19 protein-coding genes are annotated in these 16,720 nt (G+C 60.1%); 8 read left to right on the top strand and 11 right to left on the bottom strand.

All coding sequences use genetic code 11. From position 1 onward, the window contains the following. The first annotated feature begins 81 nt into the window (after positions 1–81). Positions 82–570: a hypothetical protein gene (locus BG455_RS14200; RefSeq protein WP_071470673.1), complete on the top strand. Its 489-nt coding sequence runs from the start codon at positions 82–84 to the stop codon at positions 568–570. Continuing rightward, positions 563–958 carry a cell division protein ZapA gene (locus BG455_RS14195; RefSeq protein WP_071470672.1) on the top strand — a complete coding sequence of 132 codons (396 nt, stop codon included), beginning with the start codon at positions 563–565 and terminating at the stop codon, positions 956–958. The genes BG455_RS14200 and BG455_RS14195 overlap by 8 nt, the downstream gene beginning before the upstream one ends. Here the strand turns inward: BG455_RS14195 and BG455_RS14190 are convergent. Genes BG455_RS14190 through BG455_RS14175 form a run of 4 tightly spaced genes read right to left on the bottom strand, consistent with a single transcriptional unit; the run spans position 955 to position 4,139 of the window. Continuing rightward, the gene (locus BG455_RS14190; RefSeq protein WP_071470671.1) at positions 955–1,761 is read right to left on the bottom strand and encodes an alpha/beta hydrolase; all 807 of its coding nucleotides are present in this window, start codon (positions 1,759–1,761) and stop codon (positions 955–957) included. The two genes, BG455_RS14195 and BG455_RS14190, sit on opposite strands and share 4 nt — an antisense overlap. Positions 1,762–1,779: 18 nt before the next feature. Beyond that, positions 1,780–2,256, bottom strand: a complete 477-nt coding sequence (gene tsaA, locus BG455_RS14185; RefSeq protein WP_071470670.1) for a tRNA (N6-threonylcarbamoyladenosine(37)-N6)-methyltransferase TrmO — start codon at positions 2,254–2,256, stop codon at positions 1,780–1,782. After that, on the bottom strand, positions 2,253–2,978 hold the full coding sequence (locus BG455_RS14180; RefSeq protein ID WP_071470669.1) for an RlmE family RNA methyltransferase: 726 nt from the start codon (positions 2,976–2,978) through the stop codon (positions 2,253–2,255). The genes tsaA and BG455_RS14180 overlap by 4 nt, the downstream gene beginning before the upstream one ends. Positions 2,979–2,996: 18 nt before the next feature. After that, complete coding sequence (locus tag BG455_RS14175) at positions 2,997–4,139, bottom strand: Ppx/GppA phosphatase family protein (protein ID WP_071470668.1); 1,143 nt, start codon at positions 4,137–4,139, stop codon at positions 2,997–2,999. Positions 4,140–4,398: 259 nt separating this feature from the next. Here BG455_RS14175 and BG455_RS14170 point away from each other — a divergent pair, with 259 nt between their 5' ends. Genes BG455_RS14170 through BG455_RS14160 form a run of 3 tightly spaced genes read left to right on the top strand, consistent with a single transcriptional unit; the run spans position 4,399 to position 6,664 of the window. Then, complete coding sequence (locus BG455_RS14170) at positions 4,399–4,695, top strand: virulence factor (RefSeq protein WP_071470667.1); 297 nt, start codon at positions 4,399–4,401, stop codon at positions 4,693–4,695. 43 nt (positions 4,696–4,738) lie between these two features. Next, positions 4,739–5,659 carry a methylenetetrahydrofolate reductase gene (locus BG455_RS14165; RefSeq protein WP_071470921.1) on the top strand — a complete coding sequence of 307 codons (921 nt, stop codon included), beginning with the start codon at positions 4,739–4,741 and terminating at the stop codon, positions 5,657–5,659. Between the two features lie 15 nt (positions 5,660–5,674). Then, positions 5,675–6,664 carry a methyltetrahydrofolate cobalamin methyltransferase gene (locus BG455_RS14160; protein WP_071470666.1) on the top strand — a complete coding sequence of 330 codons (990 nt, stop codon included), beginning with the start codon at positions 5,675–5,677 and terminating at the stop codon, positions 6,662–6,664. Positions 6,665–6,787: 123 nt separating this feature from the next. On the opposite strand, the gene clpX is transcribed toward BG455_RS14160, so the two are convergent. From clpX to BG455_RS14135, 5 genes are all read right to left on the bottom strand, one after another. Continuing rightward, positions 6,788–8,050, bottom strand: a complete 1,263-nt coding sequence (gene clpX, locus BG455_RS14155; protein WP_071470665.1) for an ATP-dependent Clp protease ATP-binding subunit ClpX — start codon at positions 8,048–8,050, stop codon at positions 6,788–6,790. Between the two features lie 152 nt (positions 8,051–8,202). Next, a complete protein-coding gene (locus BG455_RS14150; RefSeq protein ID WP_071470664.1) occupies positions 8,203–8,826 on the bottom strand; it encodes an ATP-dependent Clp protease proteolytic subunit in 624 nt (207 codons plus the stop codon). 69 nt (positions 8,827–8,895) lie between these two features. Then, positions 8,896–9,483, bottom strand: coding sequence for an RSP_2648 family PIN domain-containing protein (locus BG455_RS14145; RefSeq protein ID WP_071470663.1), 588 nt, complete (start codon positions 9,481–9,483; stop codon positions 8,896–8,898). Further along, positions 9,480–10,673, bottom strand: a complete 1,194-nt coding sequence (locus BG455_RS14140) for an RSP_2647 family RNA methyltransferase (protein WP_071470662.1) — start codon at positions 10,671–10,673, stop codon at positions 9,480–9,482. Before BG455_RS14140 ends, BG455_RS14145 begins: the two co-directional genes overlap by 4 nt. A gap of 75 nt (positions 10,674–10,748) precedes the next feature. Then, the gene (locus BG455_RS14135; protein ID WP_071470661.1) at positions 10,749–10,973 is read right to left on the bottom strand and encodes an RSP_7527 family protein; all 225 of its coding nucleotides are present in this window, start codon (positions 10,971–10,973) and stop codon (positions 10,749–10,751) included. A gap of 122 nt (positions 10,974–11,095) precedes the next feature. On the opposite strand from BG455_RS14135, the gene edd reads away from it, so the two are divergent. Continuing rightward, positions 11,096–12,901 (top strand): phosphogluconate dehydratase, encoded by a 1,806-nt coding sequence (edd, locus tag BG455_RS14130; RefSeq protein WP_071470920.1) that lies wholly within the window; start codon positions 11,096–11,098, stop codon positions 12,899–12,901. 84 nt (positions 12,902–12,985) lie between these two features. Here the strand turns inward: edd and BG455_RS14125 are convergent, their stop codons facing one another. After that, complete coding sequence (locus tag BG455_RS14125) at positions 12,986–13,678, bottom strand: M48 family metallopeptidase (RefSeq protein WP_071470660.1); 693 nt, start codon at positions 13,676–13,678, stop codon at positions 12,986–12,988. Between the two features lie 42 nt (positions 13,679–13,720). Continuing rightward, the gene (locus BG455_RS14120) at positions 13,721–14,461 is read right to left on the bottom strand and encodes a ZIP family metal transporter (RefSeq protein WP_071470659.1); all 741 of its coding nucleotides are present in this window, start codon (positions 14,459–14,461) and stop codon (positions 13,721–13,723) included. Between the two features lie 322 nt (positions 14,462–14,783). Between BG455_RS14120 and BG455_RS14115 the strand changes: the two genes are divergently transcribed. Together BG455_RS14115 and BG455_RS14110 are read left to right on the top strand one after the other, a co-directional pair. After that, complete coding sequence (locus BG455_RS14115) at positions 14,784–15,941, top strand: ABC transporter permease (RefSeq protein WP_281243923.1); 1,158 nt, start codon at positions 14,784–14,786, stop codon at positions 15,939–15,941. Continuing rightward, positions 15,941–16,720, top strand: coding sequence for an ABC transporter ATP-binding protein (locus BG455_RS14110; RefSeq protein ID WP_071470658.1), 780 nt, complete (start codon positions 15,941–15,943; stop codon positions 16,718–16,720). The genes BG455_RS14115 and BG455_RS14110 overlap by 1 nt, the downstream gene beginning before the upstream one ends.

The raw sequence follows: 16,720 nt of genomic DNA, 5'->3' as shown, positions 1-16,720 counted from the left end.
AGCTTGCGTCTTGTTTGGCTTTCAAAGTGATTCGGGATTGCGGCTGGTCAAAAGAGCATTGAAGCAGGAAGCGACAAACGCATGAGCAATGTGTCAGACCTTGAGCGCCGTTTGGGTCGCGCGCTTGATCGGATCGCAAAAAGCGCCCAAAAGCTGGGCAGCGCCCCCGCGAAACCCGTTGATACCACCGAACTTGACGATCTGCGCCGCCAGCTGGAAGCAGAGCGCGGCAAGACTGCACAATTGTCAGAACGTGTGAATGCGGTGCGCAACCGGCAAGAGGGGTCTTTTGCCACGCTAGAGCGCCGACTTGCGCGGATGACAGAGCAGCTTGATCTGCAAAGTCTGGAAATGCTGCGCCTGAAAAAAGCCAATACCAAGCTGATCGAGGCAAACCGCCAGTTGCGCGAAGGGTCCGAGGCAAAGGTTATTGAACCCAGCACCATCAACCGGTCGCTTCTGGCAGAGCTTGAGGCGCTGCGCGCCGAACGCGCTGCCGAAATGGCGGAAATGGAAGATGTGCTGGGCGAATTGAAGCCGCTGATTTCGTCGGAGGACGCAAATGCCTGATCAAGTCATTACCATTGGCCACAAAGAATTTACCGTCGCCTGCCAGCCGGGCGAAGAGAAATACCTGATTTCAGCCGCCGAGATGCTGGATACAGAAGCGCGCACCTTGCTAAACCAGATTGGCCGCGTCCCTGCAGAGCGGATGTTGCTGATGGCAGGGCTGATGCTTGCTGACAAAACCGCCGAGTCCGATGACAAGCTGAAAGCGGCCATGGCAGAGATCGACTCGCTGCGCGAAGAAATTTCGCGCCTGCACACACGGCCAGAGCCGCAGCCAAGGCGGATAGAGGTGCCGGTGATCCCTGCCGATGTGACTGACGCGCTGACCGAACTTGCCGCCCGCGCCGAAGCGGTCGCGGAAGATCTGGAAGGGCGCGAAAACGCCTAACCGCCCAAGGCGGCCAGCGCATCGCGCATTGCAGGTGCGAAGTCCGGATGATTATATATGTCGTTATGCCCTGCCGGTATGCGGGTGATATGGGCAACAGGGCGGGTTGCAGTGCTCAACCCGTCTACAAGCGCTTCAGCGCGGGCAGGGGGAATAACCTCATCCTGCGTTGCAAGGACAAGCGCGATGGGCGCGTCTGAGGCATTCAGCGCAACCAGCGCGTTCATTTCATGGCGGAACAGAAAGCGCACAGGTGCCCAAGGCAAGGACTGCTGCGCGACGGCCAGAAGGCTATCAAAAGGGGTAACAAGAATTGCCCCCGCGATCGGCCGCTTTGCGCTGAGATGCGCGGCCAAGCCGCTGCCAATGCTGAAGCCCACAACAATCACCCCGTTTGGGCCCTGTGCAGCAACACGGTCGTGAATGGCCACGGCGTCATCTTTCAGCGCTTGCGCAGATGGGCGGCCCGTGCTGGGCGCGTAGCCGCGGAAATGAAAGGCGGCAATCGTGTGTTCCGGGGCAATACGGTGCAAAAACAGCGCGACTGCATCTGCATTCCACGCATTGCCGCCAAAGGCAAGGATCAGGGGCTTGCTTGGGTCTTGCCCTGCAATGACGCTGCCATGCAAAACGCTGCCATCGGGGCGCGTCAGGCTTATCCGGTCTGTGCCCTGTGGCAAAGCGGGTGCAGGCCCCACAAGGCTGCGCGGGAACAGCACCGCGCCCTGCATCAGCGCGAAAAGCGCAATCAGCGCGGCATAGAGGCCCAATAGGCCAAGGGTTAGTTTTATAAAGAACGCCAAGGTGTTACCCCTGTTTCCTCATTCCGGAACAAGATCGGCTTGCGGCTTGTGTGGCTTGATGTCGATCAGGGGCGTGCCGTTGATCGCGTCGATTGCATCTATGCGGATGCGCCCGTGTTCCATGTCAATGTCCAGCACCTTCACCACCCCCATGCCAATCGGATTGGGCCGCGCGGGAGAGCGCAGATTAAAGGTTCCCGTACCTTCGTTGCGGTGGCGCGGGGTCTGGCGGATCAGGTCGCGCGGGGCCTCGCTCATCCAGTATAGCAGGACAAGCGCATCTCCTGCGCCAATCCCTTCAAGCCCGCGCCGATAGGCGGGTTCGACCTGCACCACCGCGTTCCGGCCCGTCTCGCGCGCTTGGCGCAGGTTTTTGGGGCAATCCTCCAGCGACCAAGGGCTTTCGATATGGCCAATAAAGGTGACTTGCGCGTGGAATTCCGGCGCAACGTCCAGACGCACCTCACCCGCGCGTGCGTCAAAGCGGCCTGTCATTCAGCGTCACTTTCAGGGTGGCCCCGGAACCCTTGCGCCACAACATATTTCTCGGAACTGTCCGCGCGGCTGGCAGGGGGTTTGACATTGGCCACCTTGCGGAAATGCTGCTTTAGCAGGTGTTGCAAATCCCCCTCGGCCCCGCCTGCCAGAACCTTGGCCACGAATGTGCCACCTTCATCAAGCACGTCAAAGGCGAAATGCGCCGCCGCTTCGCACAGCGACATGATCCGCAAATGGTCGGTCTGTTTATGGCCAGAGGAGGCCGCCGCCATGTCGGACAACACCACATCTGCCTTGCCACCCAGCCACGCCTTGACCTGTTCTTCGGCCCCTTCGTCAAGAAAATCAAGCACATGCGCCTCTGCTCCGGGCAGGGGTTCCACCTCTTGCAGATCGACGCCCAGCACGGAACCAACACGTTTGCCCTGCTTCTCGCCCAAGGCATTCACCCGCGTGACCGCGACTTGCAGCCAGCCACCGGGCGCGCAGCCCAGATCAACCACCCGTGCGCCGGGCAGCAGAAAGCGGTATTTGTCATCCAGCTCGATCAGTTTATAGGCCGCGCGCCCGCGATAACCATCGCGCCGCGCCGCCAGCACATAAGGGTCATTCAACTGCCGTTCCAGCCAGCGGGTAGAGCTGAGTTTGCGCCCGCGCGCGGTCTTGACCTTGACCTTCAGCTCGCGCTGTCCACGCCCGGATGTATTCTTTATTTTCATGATCTTGCAGAGCTTCTTTTAAGGTTTGAGGTCAAGCGCGCCATCGCGGCTCATTTGCGCAAATAACAGGCCCTCGCGCAGGCCACGATCTGCGACAGACATTCTGTCGGTCGGCCAGACACGCATCAGCGCTGTCAGGATCGCCGCGCCGGACATGATCTGGGTATGGCGTTCGCGCCCGATGCGCGGGTCTTGACGCCGCCCGATGGGGCCAAGTGCCAGATATTCGCGGATCACGCTATCCACTTGGTCGGAATTCATGACCAGCCCATCGACCTTGTTGCGGTCATAGCGTTTCAGCCGCAGGTAAGAGGCCGCCACAGTCGTGATGGTGCCAGAGGTGCCGATCACCTGAAACGCGCGATGCGCCTTGGCGTCGCGGTAGGGGGTAAAGGCTTCGAGTTGTTCTTCAAAATACCAGCTCATCAGCGCGAAGCGGGCAGAATCGTCGTCCACTTCGCGGAAATAATCTTTCAGCGTGGCCACACCCAGCGGCACACTGATCCAGTCTACGACATGGGGCTTGTTATCTGCGGGCGCATTCACAAAGGCACCACGATGCATCGACATGATCGCATTGCGCCGTTTTTCGGGTTCCACGCGCGACAGGTCAATCCACACCAACTCGGTCGAGCCGCCGCCAATATCGATGACCAATAACTGCTCTGTATCCGATGCAACCAGCGAGGCGCAGGAAACAACAGCCAGCCGCGCTTCTTCCTCGGCGGTGATGATATCCAGCTTAAGGCCGGTTTCCTGATGCGCGCGGCGGATGAAATCGGGGCTGTTGCGCGCACGGCGGCAGGCTTCGGTGGCAACAAGGCGCATATTGCGCACATTATGCTGGTCCAGTTTGGACCGGCATATGCGCAGGGCCTGCAACGTGCGTTGCATCGGGCGATGCGACAACATCCCCGAGGTTTTCAACCCTGTTCCAAGCTCTACCGCCTTGGAAAAGCTGTCCACAACTTCGAAATGCCCGCCCACAGGACGCGCAATCAACATGCGACAACTATTTGTTCCCAGATCAAGCGCCGCATAGAGTGGCGCAGGAGATCCAGGTCGGCGCGCGGCCTTTACCGATTTCGGGGCGGCACCAACCTGATGCGCGCCAATATCATTCGGGGAAGCGGCCACGCCTGTGGGACGCTCGGGCGTCATAATCGCCCTCCAATTTCGAGTTACTGTGAACGTAATCAACACGGCTGCCATAAGCAAGCTTTGACATGCGCAAAATACCGTCACATCGGGTTCTGGTCATAATGAAGTTGAGAAAAATGACGCAGGCAGCCTCTCGTCTTGTGGGGGCGGTATGGGCTATCTGTCAGGTCGGGTTACAGGGGCATTGGGTCGGTTTCCGGACGGGCCTGTGTCTGGTCCCGGCCTAAATGGGTCTGTGACCGATAGCAAAGGATGGCAGATGGCGCAGTTGGTGATTGTATATTGGCGGGATATTCCGGCGCAGGTGATTGTTGGCAAGGGGCGGCGTGCGCATAAAATCCAGTTGACCGAGCGGTTCGAGCAGGCGATTGACCGCTGCGCCATGAAGATTGGCGCAAAAGACGCGGATGCCTATCTGGCGGAATGGCGCAAGGCCCCGCCGGTCGAGGTCGCTGGAAGTGATGAAGATGTCGCGAAAACCACCGCAGCCCAATTGGAAGCAGAGTATGACGCGGATAGGTTGAAAGCCTTGATCGCCAAGGATGGCTGGGCATGAGGGACTTTCACGTGTGACCCGACCCCGTCTGATGGAGCGTATCATGTCGCTATTGAACTTCCGCCGCACTTCCCCTGCAAGCGCGCCGCATAACGCCCAGCTTGTGGCCCTGATGCAGGGCCACTCGATCGAGGTAATGCCACGCACTGCCGAAAAGATCGCCGATTTCCGCACGGTTCTGCCTGCCGGAACGCGGGTTTATATCGCGCATATCGACGGCACGCCGATTGCCGATATGGTTGCCACCGCAGCACGCCTGCGCGCCCAAGGGATGGAGCCGATGCCCCATTTCCCCGCGCGCATCATTGCGAACCGCGCAGAACTGGCAGATTGGGTCGCGCGTTATCAGGGCGAGGCCGATATACGTGAGGCGCTGATGCTGGGTGGCGGTGTGACAACCCCCAAGGGCGCGTTCGACAATTCCATGCAATTGCTGGAAACAGGATTGTTCGACGGCTTCCGCCGCCTGCATGTCGCAGGCCACCCCGAAGGCAACCGCGACATTGCGCCGGATGGCGGCCATGACATCATCCTTAATGCCCTGAGATGGAAACAGGATTTCGCCCGCGCCAAGGGCATCGAGATGGCCATCGTCACCCAATTCGCGTTCGAGGCCGAACCGATTATCGACTGGGCGCAGGGCTTGCGCAGAAATGGCATCGATCTGCCTGTCCATCTGGGCGTCGCTGGGCCTGCGAAGCTGCAAACACTGATCAAATTCGCCATTGCCTGCGGGGTCGGCCCCTCGCTGAAAGTGCTGCAAAAGCGCGCGAAAGATGTCTCGAAACTGTTGCTGCCCTTCGAGCCGTCAGAACTGGTGACAGACCTTGCCGCGCATAAGGCCGCCAACCCCGATTTTGCTATAGAGCGCTTGCACTTCTTCCCGCTGGGCGGGATCAAGGCCGCGACAGACTGGACTATCGCCCATGGCGGCCCATCAAGCCAGCCTGCGGTGCAACCTTGAACGACTGGAGAGATTATGACCCGCACTGTCCTTGAATCTGCTACCAAGACTGTCATTATCGGCTTTGACGAGCCGTTTTGCGTGATCGGTGAACGCATCAACCCGACAGGCCGCAAGAAGCTGGCCGCCGAGTTGGAGATGGGGGATTTCTCGACAGTCGAGCGTGACGCGTTGGAGCAGGTCGCTTGCGGTGCGATGGTGCTGGATATCAATTCCGGTGCCGTCTTCTCGAACAAGATGGCCGAAGACCCGCGCTATGCCGATAACAACTTTGTCGAACCGCCCCTGATGCGCGCCTTGTGTGAAAGGGTGCAGGCATTGGTTGATGTGCCGCTTTGCATCGATTCCTCGGTGCCAGAGGCGCTGAAGGCGGGGCTGGAGGCATGCAACGGCCGCCCCTTGCTAAACTCTGTCACCGGCGAGGAAGAGCGGCTTGAAGCGATCCTGCCGCTGGTCAAGAAATACAATGTGCCTGTTGTCGCCATCTCCAATGATGACACGGGCATTTCCGAAGACCCGGAAGTGCGCTTTGCCGTCGCCAAGAAGATTGTCGAGCGCGCGGCAGATTTCGGCATTCCCGCGCATGACATAGTGGTGGACCCGCTCGTTATGCCGATTGGCGCAATGTCGAGTGCAGGGCAGCAGGTTTTCGCGCTTGTCCGCCGCCTGCGTGAAGAATTGGGGGTTAACACCACTTGCGGGGCGTCCAATATCAGCTTTGGCCTGCCCAACCGGCACGGCGTGAATGCGGCCTTTTTGCCCATGGCGATTGGCGCGGGCATGACCAGCGCAATCATGAACCCTGTGCGCTCGGTCGAGATGGAGGCCATTCGCGCGGCCAATATGTTGATGAACCACGACCCCAATGGCGGCGCTTGGATCGGCCTGGCAAAGGTGCTGGATGCGGTCAAGGACGGTGTCAGCTTCGCCGAAGCTTCGCGCGCGGCGATGGATGCAGGCGCGCGCACAGGCGGGCGGCGCGGTGGGCGGCGCTCTCGCGGGTAGGTATTTGACCGGCTTTGACCAGATAGGGCGGGGGCAACCCCGCCTTTTTCATTTTAGTGTGGGCGAAGTGCATGAAAAAAGGGGGCCTAGGCCCCCTTTCATATGCATCTTTTGGCCGCAGGTTTACCCCGCGCTGGCCGCAGTTTTCTTGGGGTCGGCATAGATGATAAGCGGTTTGGCTTCGGAATTCACCGCCTCTTCATTGACCACGACTTCGCTGACATTCTCCAGCCCCGGCAGATCAAACATGGTATCCAGCAAGATATCTTCCATGATTGAACGCAAGCCGCGCGCGCCTGTCTTGCGGGCAATCGCGCGCTTGGCAATCGCGCGCAGCGCTTCTTCGGTGAAGGTCAGATCAGCGCCTTCAATGTCAAACAGCTTCTGATACTGGCGCACCAGTGCGTTCTTGGGTTCGGTCAGGATGGTGACAAGGGCATCTTCATCCAGATCCATCAGCGTTGCCACAACCGGCAAACGGCCCACAAATTCGGGGATAAGACCGAATTTCAACAAATCCTCAGGCTCTAGCTGCTTGAGGGATTCGCCGATGGTTTTCTGGCTTTCATCCTTCACATCCGCGCCAAAGCCGATGGCCGAACCCTTGCCGCGCATATTGATAATCCGGTCCAGCCCTGCGAAAGCGCCCCCGCAGATGAACAGAATATTGGTTGTGTCCACTTGCAGGAATTCCTGCTGCGGATGCTTGCGCCCGCCTTGGGGGGGCACACTGGCAACAGTGCCTTCCATCAGCTTCAGCAATGCCTGCTGCACCCCTTCGCCCGAGACATCGCGGGTGATCGACGGGTTGTCGGATTTGCGGGTGATCTTGTCGACCTCGTCAATATAGACGATGCCGCGCTGCGCGCGTTCGACATTGTATTCCGAAGACTGCAACAGCTTCAGGATGATATTCTCGACATCTTCGCCGACATAGCCCGCTTCGGTCAGGGTGGTGGCGTCTGCCATGGTGAATGGCACATCAAGAATGCGCGCCAGGGTTTGCGCCAGCAATGTCTTGCCGCAGCCGGTGGGGCCGATCAGCAGGATATTCGATTTCGACAATTCCACTTCGCCGGATTTGCCGGAATGGTTCAGGCGTTTGTAATGGTTGTGTACAGCCACCGACAACACGCGTTTTGCCTGCACCTGTCCGATGACATAATCATCCAGCACATCGCAAATCTCGCGCGGGGTGGGCACCCCGTCGGTGGATTTCAGGCCGCCGGACTTGGTTTCCTCGCGGATGATGTCCATGCACAGCTCGACGCATTCATCGCAGATGAACACGGTTGGCCCCGCAATCAGCTTGCGAACCTCATGCTGGCTTTTGCCGCAGAAGGAGCAATACAGGGTATTCTTGCTGTCGGAATCGGATGTCGGCATTTCAAACCTCTGTGGTCTTTGACTTCGGCAAGCAAGGTCCAACTTGGGTACCGGCGGCCTTTATTTCCTCAAGGGTAGGTCAGACCGGAAGCAGGGACAATGCAAAACTGCATGATTCTTGACATTTCCCTGCGCGGTCTGCCCGTATGCCCTTAACTGGTGCCTGTTTCAGCGCGTGATGTCACAATATCGTCAATCAAGCCCCAATCCTTGGCCATTTCGGCGGTCATGAAATTGTCCCGCTCCAACGCGTCTTCGACCTTTTTCAGGGTCTGGCCGGTGTGTTTGACATAGATCTTGTTCAGCCGCTCTTTCAGTTCCAGAATTTCGCGCGCATGGATCGAGATGTCGGTCGCCTGACCCTGAAACCCGCCGGATGGCTGGTGCACCATGATCCGTGAATTTGGCAGCGAGAAGCGCATACCCTTTTCGCCAGCACAGAGCAGCAAAGACCCCATGGACGCCGCTTGGCCCACAACCAGCGTCGAGACCTTTGGCTTGATGTATTGCATTGTGTCATAGATCGACAGCCCGCTTGTCACCACGCCGCCGGGCGAATTGATATACATCGAAATCTCTTTCGACGGATTGTCGGCTTCAAGGTGCAGAAGCTGCGCCACGATCAGGCTGGCCATGCCGTCATGCACAGGGCCGGTCACGAAAATGATCCGCTCCTTCAGCAGGCGCGAGAAAATGTCATAGGCCCGTTCGCCGCGGCTGGTCTGCTCGACCACCATGGGGACAAGGTTCATATATGTGTCAATCGGGTCTTTCATGTGCCTGCCTTCGTTTTACTGACCTGTCTGGTCGGTTGATATCTCAAATCTGTTGATAGAATCTTAGTGCTACGCTTTGGGGGCCGCAAGGGGCGGGGGGGAATTAGTCTGGTCGTCATGTTCCAGCGCCTTGCCCAGTCGCGGCAGTTTCGCGCGTTTCAAAAGCGGGCGCAGGGGCTGTGCGCGGCCCGATGCGGCCTGGGTCGCGCGTTGGGCTTCGCGCACTGCCTCGGTCACGGTTTCGGGGGCGTGCAACCACAGTTCCATCAGGAAATCATCAGGGCTTTGTGCGCGCAAGCCTTCCGCGGAAACCGCCCGCGCGGGAAAGTCCTTCAGGTTCAGCGTGATAATCCTGTCGGCCTGCGCGCAAATGGCGGTGGCCAGCACATGCGCATCGGCAGGGTCGGGCAGCCACAGGCGGTGCTCTACCGCCAGATCGGCAGGGATTTCCGCCTCTGGCCATTGCGCGCGCAGGCGGGCAATCTCTCCGCTGGCGATCAGCGCGCCTGCATCGCCCAGCTTTTGGGCAGCGCGTTGCCATTCGGCCAATATCCGCGCCGACCATAGCGGCTGGAACCCGCCGCGTTCTGCCACGCCCATCACGATTTCGCGCAAGACGCTGGGGTACAGAACGCAGGCGTCCAGCACCACCTTCATGAATTCAAGCGGAAGAACACGGCCTTGAGATACCCGCTTTCAGCCAGTTGTGGCAGTTGCGGATGGTCCGGCCCTGCAAAACCGGTATGGATCATCTGGGCCTTGCGGCCCGCCCGCCCGATCCCGCGCGCCGAAGAGTTGCGAAACGAACTCAGATCGGCAGCATGCGAGCAGGAACACAGCCCCAGATACCCGCCCGGTGCCACCAGCGGCGCGGCCAGTTTTGCCACCCGCTCATAGGCGCGAAGGCCCGCATCAAGGGCCTGCTTGTTGGGCGCGAAGGCGGGCGGGTCACAGATGACAAGGTCGAATTGCGCATTCTCTGCCGCCAGCGCTTCCATCACGGCAAAGGCATCGCCCTGACGGGTTTCAAACTTCGCGCCCAGGTTCGAGGCCTGCGCCCCGCGGGCAGCCAGCTCCAACGCCGGGGCAGAGCTGTCGACCCCCAGCGCATGGGTTGCCCCCGCCGCGAGTGCGGCCAGCGAAAACCCGCCCACATGGCTGAACACATCCAGCACCCGTGCGCCCCTGGCCAGTGTTGCCGCAAAGGCATGGTTGGGGCGCTGGTCGAAAAACAGCCCTGTTTTCTGCCCGCCCAGAAGATCGGCCATATAGGTTGCGCCATTCATCGGCACTTGCACCGGCCCATCCAGCGTGCCGCGCAGAACTGCCGTGTCTTCGCTCAACCCTTCAAGGCTGCGCGAGCGGCCAGAGCCGTTCTTGACGATGCAGGTAACACCCGTCACCGCCTGCAACGCATCAGCCAGCGTTGTAATATGCGCCTCTGCCCATGCGGCATTGGGCTGGATCACAGCAGCCTGCCCGAAACGGTCAATGACAACACCGGGCAGGCCGTCTGCCTCGGCATGGATCAGGCGGTAATAGGGCGTGTCATGCAAGCGCGCGCGGTGGTCCAGCGCGATGCGCAGCTTGGCCGCGATCCAGTCGCCATCGATCACCGCTTCGGGGTTGCGGTCCATCATCCGGCCAATGATCTTGGAGTCGGGGTTGACGGTCACCAGCCCCATGGGGCGGCGTTCTGCATCTTCCAACACGGCAAAGCTGCCTGCACTCAATGTGCGGGTGCGCCGGTCGGTCACCACTTCATTTGCAAAAACCCAAGGGAAGCCGTGGCGGATCGCGCGGGCTTCGGCCTTGGGTTTGAGGCGAATCGTGGGGTAGTCGGGCATGTTGGCAATCCTTGACAGCGTTTCACTGTGCCATATGCCAGTCGCAGCGGTTTGGAAACCCTGCCCCTTGCCGCATCAGCTGCGGGCAGTGGCCCCGAAGGTGCTTGTCAGCAGACGAGCAATTTTTTGCCCAAAGGCAGACAGCCCCTGTGCGATGATTTCAGCGCGCATCCGACGCGCCTCGGCTTCGATTTGCAGGATGTCTACAACGACGGGTTCGGTTTTTGTCAGGTCAAACATTGGTTTATCTTTCATTTTCTTCCTGACATGCAGATAGGTGCTGCAATGCAGCATCGCCATGGCCAATTCCGAAGGTCCGTCATGCGGTTTTTGCATGGCTGGAGAGAGATTGTATTGTTAGCGCTAACTGCTTATATGCCCTTCAAGAGTAGTTTTCAGCCCCAGCGATGGAGGAGCCAGTCATGCCTTTGAACCCCAGAATTGAAGCTGTCACGCAGCGAATCCGTGCGCGTTCGGCAGCGCGCCGGGGCGCCTATCTTGACCGGATGCGCGCGGCCGCCGATGCAGGGCCTGCGCGCGCGCATCTTAGTTGTGGCAATCAGGCCCATGCCTATGCTGCGATGGCGGCGGACAAATCCGCACTGGCCGAAGGGCGCGCGCCCAATCTGGGCATTGTCACCGCCTATAATGACATGCTCTCTGCGCATCAGCCGTTTGAACACTACCCCGAGATTATCCGCCGTGCCGCGCGTGCCGCAGGTGGCACCGCCCAAGTTGCAGGCGGCGTGCCTGCGATGTGTGACGGGGTAACCCAAGGCCAGCCGGGGATGGAGCTGTCTTTATTCTCGCGCGATGTGATCGCCCTCTCGGCGGGCGTGGCAATGTCGCATAACTGTTTTGATGCGGCGGTCTGGCTGGGGGTCTGTGACAAGATCGTACCGGGGTTGATCATTGCTGCGGCCACTTTCGGGCATGTGCCTTCGGTCTTCATCCCCGCAGGCCCCATGACCAGCGGCCTGCCCAATGACGAGAAATCCAAAGTGCGCCAGCGTTTTGCCCAAGGCGAAATCGGCCGCGAGGAGTTGATGAAAGCCGAGATGGACAGCTATCACGGCCCCGGCACCTGCACGTTCTACGGCACCGCCAACACCAACCAGATGCTGATGGAATTCATGGGCCTGCATATGCCCGGCACCAGTTTCGTCAATCCCGGCACGCCCTTGCGCGAAGCGCTGACCGTGGCCGCGACCGAACGCGCGCTGGCGATCACGGCTTTGGGCAATGACTACCGGCCCGCAGGGCAGGTGCTGGATGAACGTGCCTTTGTGAATGGCATGGTCGGGCTTATGGCAACCGGCGGGTCCACCAATCTTGTGCTGCATCTGCCCGCGATGGCGCGCGCTGCCGGGATCGAACTGGCATTGGAGGATTTCGCCGAGATATCCGAGGCCGTGCCGCTGATGGCCAAGGTCTATCCCAATGGTCTGGCGGATGTGAACCATTTTCACGCCGCAGGCGGGCTTGGCTTCATGATCGGCGAATTGCTGGAGGCGGGTTTGTTGCATGACGATGTCAGCACCATCGCCGGTGACGGGCTGAAGCGCTATGCTCAAGAACCCAAGCTGCGCGATGGTGCGCTGGTCTGGGAAGACGGCGCGGGCGAAACCCTGAATGACCGCATCCTGCGCCCGATCACATCGGCGTTTCAACCCTCTGGCGGGTTAAAGCAGCTTTCGGGCAATCTGGGGCAAGGGGTGATCAAAGTATCCGCCGTGGACCCCGCCCGCCATGTGATCGAGGCGCGCGCGCGGATATTTCACGACCAGATTGCCGTCAAAACCGCGTTTCAGGCGGGTGAGTTCACGGAAGACACAATCGTTGTTGTGCGGTTTCAGGGGCCTGCGGCCAATGGCATGCCCGAATTGCATTCACTGACACCCATTCTGTCGGTCTTGCAGGATCGCGGGCTGAAAATGGCACTGGTGACGGATGGGCGCATGTCGGGGGCCAGTGGCAAAGTGCCCGCAGCCATCCATGTCGCGCCAGAGGCCGCCAAGGGCGGGCCATTGGCCCGTTTGCGCGATGGCGATCTGGTGCGGCTGGATGCGGTTTCAGGCCGTTTAGATGTGTTAGCCGCCGATTTTGACAGCCGCACACCCGTTATGGCCGATCTCAGTGCGAATGAATTTGGCATTGGGCGGGAATTATTCGCAGCCTTCCGCGCGCGTGTGGGCGATTCAACCGAAGGGGCAGGGGTTGTGGTGTGATCCGGGCACGACCGGAGGGCGCAAGTCCCGAAGCGGGCCGCAGCCCCCTCAATGGGGGCAAGGGCCGCGCCCCCTCGCCACCGGTCAGCTTTCGGGCGACAGCTTCCAGCGGATTTCATTCTCTTCGATCGCGCGAATACGCTCTTCCGATTTGGGGTGGCTCAGCAGCCATGCCGGCGCGCCGCCGCCCATGCCGACCAGCTTTTCCAGCTTGCGAAACAGGTTTTTCTGCGGCTCCAGCCCGATCCCCGCCTTGACCAGCAGCGCCGAAGCATAGGCATCTGCTTCATACTCGTCATCGCGGCTCAGCCGCGCCATCAGCAGGGTGGTGAGGAAATTGGCAATAATCACCCCAAGCCCCGGAATAAAGCGGTTGAACACTGTGGCCAGCGCCATGCGAATGGCGTTCGTGCCGGAAAAGTCGATCATCCGCTTGCGCGTGTGGCCCAAGGCGACATGGCCCAGCTCATGCGCAATCACGCTGGCCATTTCTTCGGCAGAAACTTCGCCCTGACGGTATTTGTTGTAAAACCCGCGCGTGATGAAAATGCGCCCGTCGGGGGCTGCCAGCCCATTCACCGGCTCGACCTCGTAGATATGCACAACGATTCGGTCCACCGCCAGCGCCTCTGCCATGCGGTCGGTCAGTTTCTTCAACCGCCCGTCGGCAAGGGGCGATGATTTCGCGTCCAGATCCTGCTTGGTGCGCCATGCAGAGAACCAGTACATGAACAGCCCATAGGCCAGCAGGATCAGAAAGGGGGTCAATTTCAACATGACCCAGATATGGGGCAGGATAGGGCGCAGGGCAATGACTGATCAGCCCAAAACCAGCGTCACAGCCATCATTGCGGTGAAAGCCAGCGTGACGATGACGCCAAGGTTGGAACTGTCGACCCCCTCGGTGGCTTCGGGCAGCAATTCAGAGAAGATCATCCACAACATCGCGCCCGCCGCCAGCCCCAGCCCCACAGGCAAGACCGGCGCGAAAGCCAGCACAAACAGAAATGCCGGAACCGCCAGCAAAGGCTGCGGCGCAGAAGACAGGATCGACCACCACGCGGCCTTGGCCACGCTTGCCCCGCGCGGCACCATGACCAGCGCAATCGCCAGGCCTTCGGGGACATTGTGCAGTGCAATCGCAATGGTGATGAAATCCCCCAATTCGCGCCCGCTGCCATAGGCAACCCCGACGCCCACGCCTTCGGCGGCGGAATGGACTGTCATAACCCCCATGATCAGCAGGATTTTCAGCGCATCCGCCCCGTTTGCATTGGCAATGCTGACGCCTTCTTTTCCGTCGAAATACAGCTTCGCCAGCCAGATCCCGCCAAGCCCCAGCAGCAACCCAAGGATGGTGCGCGGGCCTGAAAATGCGAACCCCTCGACCACCAGCGAGAAGGTCGCAGCCAGCATCAGCCCTGCGGCGACCGCATTGCCATAGGCCAGCGCGCGCGGCGTGACCGTGCGCAGCGCCAGAAGGGGCAGCGCCCCAAGGCCGGTTGCAATGGCCGTGATCGCGGCGGCGACAAGAACAAGAAGAACGGTTGGGTCTGACATGTCATACCTTTTTAGAATAATTCTAAGATACGGCGGGCAAGCTGCAAGTCAAGCCTTGTTTGGCGGCTTGCGCATGCAGGGTTTTGGGCTGGCCTGCAGCCTGCACAGGGGCAATCGGGCGACATGCCGCAGCGCGGCACCACCTCGACGGCAAAGGCGCGAAAAAATGCTGGCTTGGTGCGCCTGCGCGCTATGTTTCAGGCCAAGGTGCATAGTGTTTTGGCAACACGCAAAACGCGCACGCAGGAATACAGCAAGTGCACTGGCAAGATTTCGCCGGAACAGATATAGCTGGCCCTTCAACGCAAGGAACGAGGTTGCCTTGAGCACGCATGCCGACCCTGACATTTCCGCCCGCAGCGATCGGGTTGCCGCGCCGGTGCGGGTCACGCGCGATGGCGCGGGCTGGGCGATATCGGGGGCATTGCATATACGCAACCTGTCAGAGGCGGCCGCCGAACTGCGCCAGCTTGAAGGCGTCGGCGACACGCAGCTGGACATGGCGCAATTGGGCCACCTTGACACGGCAGGGGCCTATCTGTTGCACAAGCTGCGCGCGCGAATTGCGGCCAGCGGCGCACAGCTTGATTTTAGCAATCTGCAAGCAGACCATCAGGCCCTGATCGACCGTGTCGGTGCGGCAATGCCACAGCCGGACGCCGTGCAAGCACCGCGTGCCAGTGTCACGGATGTGCTGGAAGGGCTGGGCCGCAAGGTTGCGGGCGCGGGCATGTTCCTAGTGGAACTGGTGGCCATGCTGGGGCTGTTTCTGGCGCGGCTTGCCTATCTGCTGCGCCGCCCGTCCGAATTCCGGCTGACCGCGCTGGTGCATCATTGCGATCAGGTCGGGTGGAAAGCCGTGCCCATTGTGGCGCTGATGGGCTTTTTGATCGGGGTTGTGCTGGCCTTTCAAGGCTCGGTGCAGTTGCGCCAGTTCGGGGCCGAGATTTTTGTGGTCGATCTGATTGCCATCTCGATCCTGCGCGAGCTTGGTATTTTGCTGACCGCGATTATTGTGGCAGGGCGCACGGCCTCCAGCTTTACCGCTGCCATCGGTTCCATGAAGATGCGCGAAGAAATTGACGCGATGCGCACGCTGGCGATTGACCCTGCAACGGCCCTGTTTGTGCCGCGCATTCTGGCCTTGCTGATCACGCTGCCCATTCTGGGCGCAATTGCCAATGTCATGGGCCTGTTCGGCGGGGCCATGATGGCGTGGATCGAGTTGGGCATCTCTCCGGGCATGTTCATGACGCGCCTGCTGGAAGATACCAGCGTGGATCATGTTCTGGTGGGTTTTGTGAAAGCCCCTGTTTTTGCGATGATCATCGGCGTTATCGGCTGTCATGCGGGCATGCAGGTGGGGGGCAATGCCGAAAGCCTTGGGGCGCAAACCTCGGCGGCTGTGGTGCGCGCCATCTTTATGGTCATCGTGGCAGATGCGCTGTTTTCCGTCTTTTTTGCGATCATGGGGATCTGATGGCGCGCGATGTGGTCATAGCCTTGCGGGGGCTGCGCAACCAGTTTGGCGCGACGGTTGTGCATGACAATCTGGACCTTGATGTGTATCGCGGCGAGGTTGTGGGCGTGGTGGGCGGATCGGGCACCGGCAAATCCGTGCTGCTGCGCTGCATTGCGGGCCTGCGTCCGCCGCAGGGCGGGCGGATCGAGATTTTCGGGCAGGATGCGCTGAACTGCTCGGAAGCAGAGCGCCGCGCGATTGACCAGCGCATGGGGGTCATGTTTCAGGATGGCGCGCTGTTTTCCAGCCTGACTGTGCGCGAGAATGTCGAGGTGCCCATGCGCACCCTACAGGGCTTGGATGCCGGAATGCGGCGCGAATTGGCCGATCTGAAAATCTCCATGTCGGGCCTGCCCTATGCCGCGGGCGACAAATACCCGTCAGAGCTGTCGGGCGGCATGCGCAAGCGCGCGGGCCTTGCCCGCGCCTTGGCGCTGGACCCTGAAATCGTGTTTCTGGATGAACCGACAGCGGGGCTGGACCCGATTGGCGCATCGGCTTTTGATGAACTGATCCGCGCGCTATCGGAAACGCTGGGGCTGACTGTGTTTCTGGTCACGCATGATCTGGACACACTACACGCGACATGTGACCGCATTGCGGTTTTGGCGGAAAAACGGGTGCTGTATACTGGCACCATGGCTGATATGCTGACCATCGAACACCCTTGGGTGCATGAATATTTCCATGGCCCGCGTGCGCGCGCGGCTGTTGAAACACAGGAAAGGACAGGCTGA

Source organism: Roseinatronobacter thiooxidans (genome assembly GCF_001870675.1).
Classification (GTDB): domain Bacteria; phylum Pseudomonadota; class Alphaproteobacteria; order Rhodobacterales; family Rhodobacteraceae; genus Roseinatronobacter; species Roseinatronobacter thiooxidans.
Note: the sequence above shows the minus strand (reverse complement) of the source record. Positions and strands in the feature narration are given on the sequence as shown.

Bases quoted from the DNA above. Each gene is read 5' to 3' on its own strand.
- BG455_RS14125 (WP_071470660.1), bottom strand. From the start codon at position 13,678: ATGTTGAAATTGACCCCCTTTCTGATCCTGCTGGCCTATGGGCTGTTC.
- clpX (WP_071470665.1), bottom strand. From the start codon at position 8,050: ATGCCGACATCCGATTCCGACAGCAAGAATACCCTGTATTGCTCCTTC.
- tsaA (WP_071470670.1), bottom strand. From the start codon at position 2,256: ATGACAGGCCGCTTTGACGCACGCGCGGGTGAGGTGCGTCTGGACGTT.
- BG455_RS14165 (WP_071470921.1), top strand. From the start codon at position 4,739: ATGTCGCTATTGAACTTCCGCCGCACTTCCCCTGCAAGCGCGCCGCAT.
- BG455_RS14160 (WP_071470666.1), top strand. From the start codon at position 5,675: ATGACCCGCACTGTCCTTGAATCTGCTACCAAGACTGTCATTATCGGC.
- BG455_RS14150 (WP_071470664.1), bottom strand. From the start codon at position 8,826: ATGAAAGACCCGATTGACACATATATGAACCTTGTCCCCATGGTGGTC.
- BG455_RS14120 (WP_071470659.1), bottom strand. From the start codon at position 14,461: ATGTCAGACCCAACCGTTCTTCTTGTTCTTGTCGCCGCCGCGATCACG.
- edd (WP_071470920.1), top strand. From the start codon at position 11,096: ATGCCTTTGAACCCCAGAATTGAAGCTGTCACGCAGCGAATCCGTGCG.
- BG455_RS14140 (WP_071470662.1), bottom strand. From the start codon at position 10,673: ATGCCCGACTACCCCACGATTCGCCTCAAACCCAAGGCCGAAGCCCGC.
- BG455_RS14175 (WP_071470668.1), bottom strand. From the start codon at position 4,139: ATGACGCCCGAGCGTCCCACAGGCGTGGCCGCTTCCCCGAATGATATT.
- BG455_RS14170 (WP_071470667.1), top strand. From the start codon at position 4,399: ATGGCGCAGTTGGTGATTGTATATTGGCGGGATATTCCGGCGCAGGTG.
- BG455_RS14145 (WP_071470663.1), bottom strand. From the start codon at position 9,483: ATGAAGGTGGTGCTGGACGCCTGCGTTCTGTACCCCAGCGTCTTGCGC.
- BG455_RS14200 (WP_071470673.1), top strand. From the start codon at position 82: ATGAGCAATGTGTCAGACCTTGAGCGCCGTTTGGGTCGCGCGCTTGAT.
- BG455_RS14110 (WP_071470658.1), top strand. From the start codon at position 15,941: ATGGCGCGCGATGTGGTCATAGCCTTGCGGGGGCTGCGCAACCAGTTT.
- BG455_RS14180 (WP_071470669.1), bottom strand. From the start codon at position 2,978: ATGAAAATAAAGAATACATCCGGGCGTGGACAGCGCGAGCTGAAGGTC.
- BG455_RS14135 (WP_071470661.1), bottom strand. From the start codon at position 10,973: ATGGCGATGCTGCATTGCAGCACCTATCTGCATGTCAGGAAGAAAATG.
- BG455_RS14195 (WP_071470672.1), top strand. From the start codon at position 563: ATGCCTGATCAAGTCATTACCATTGGCCACAAAGAATTTACCGTCGCC.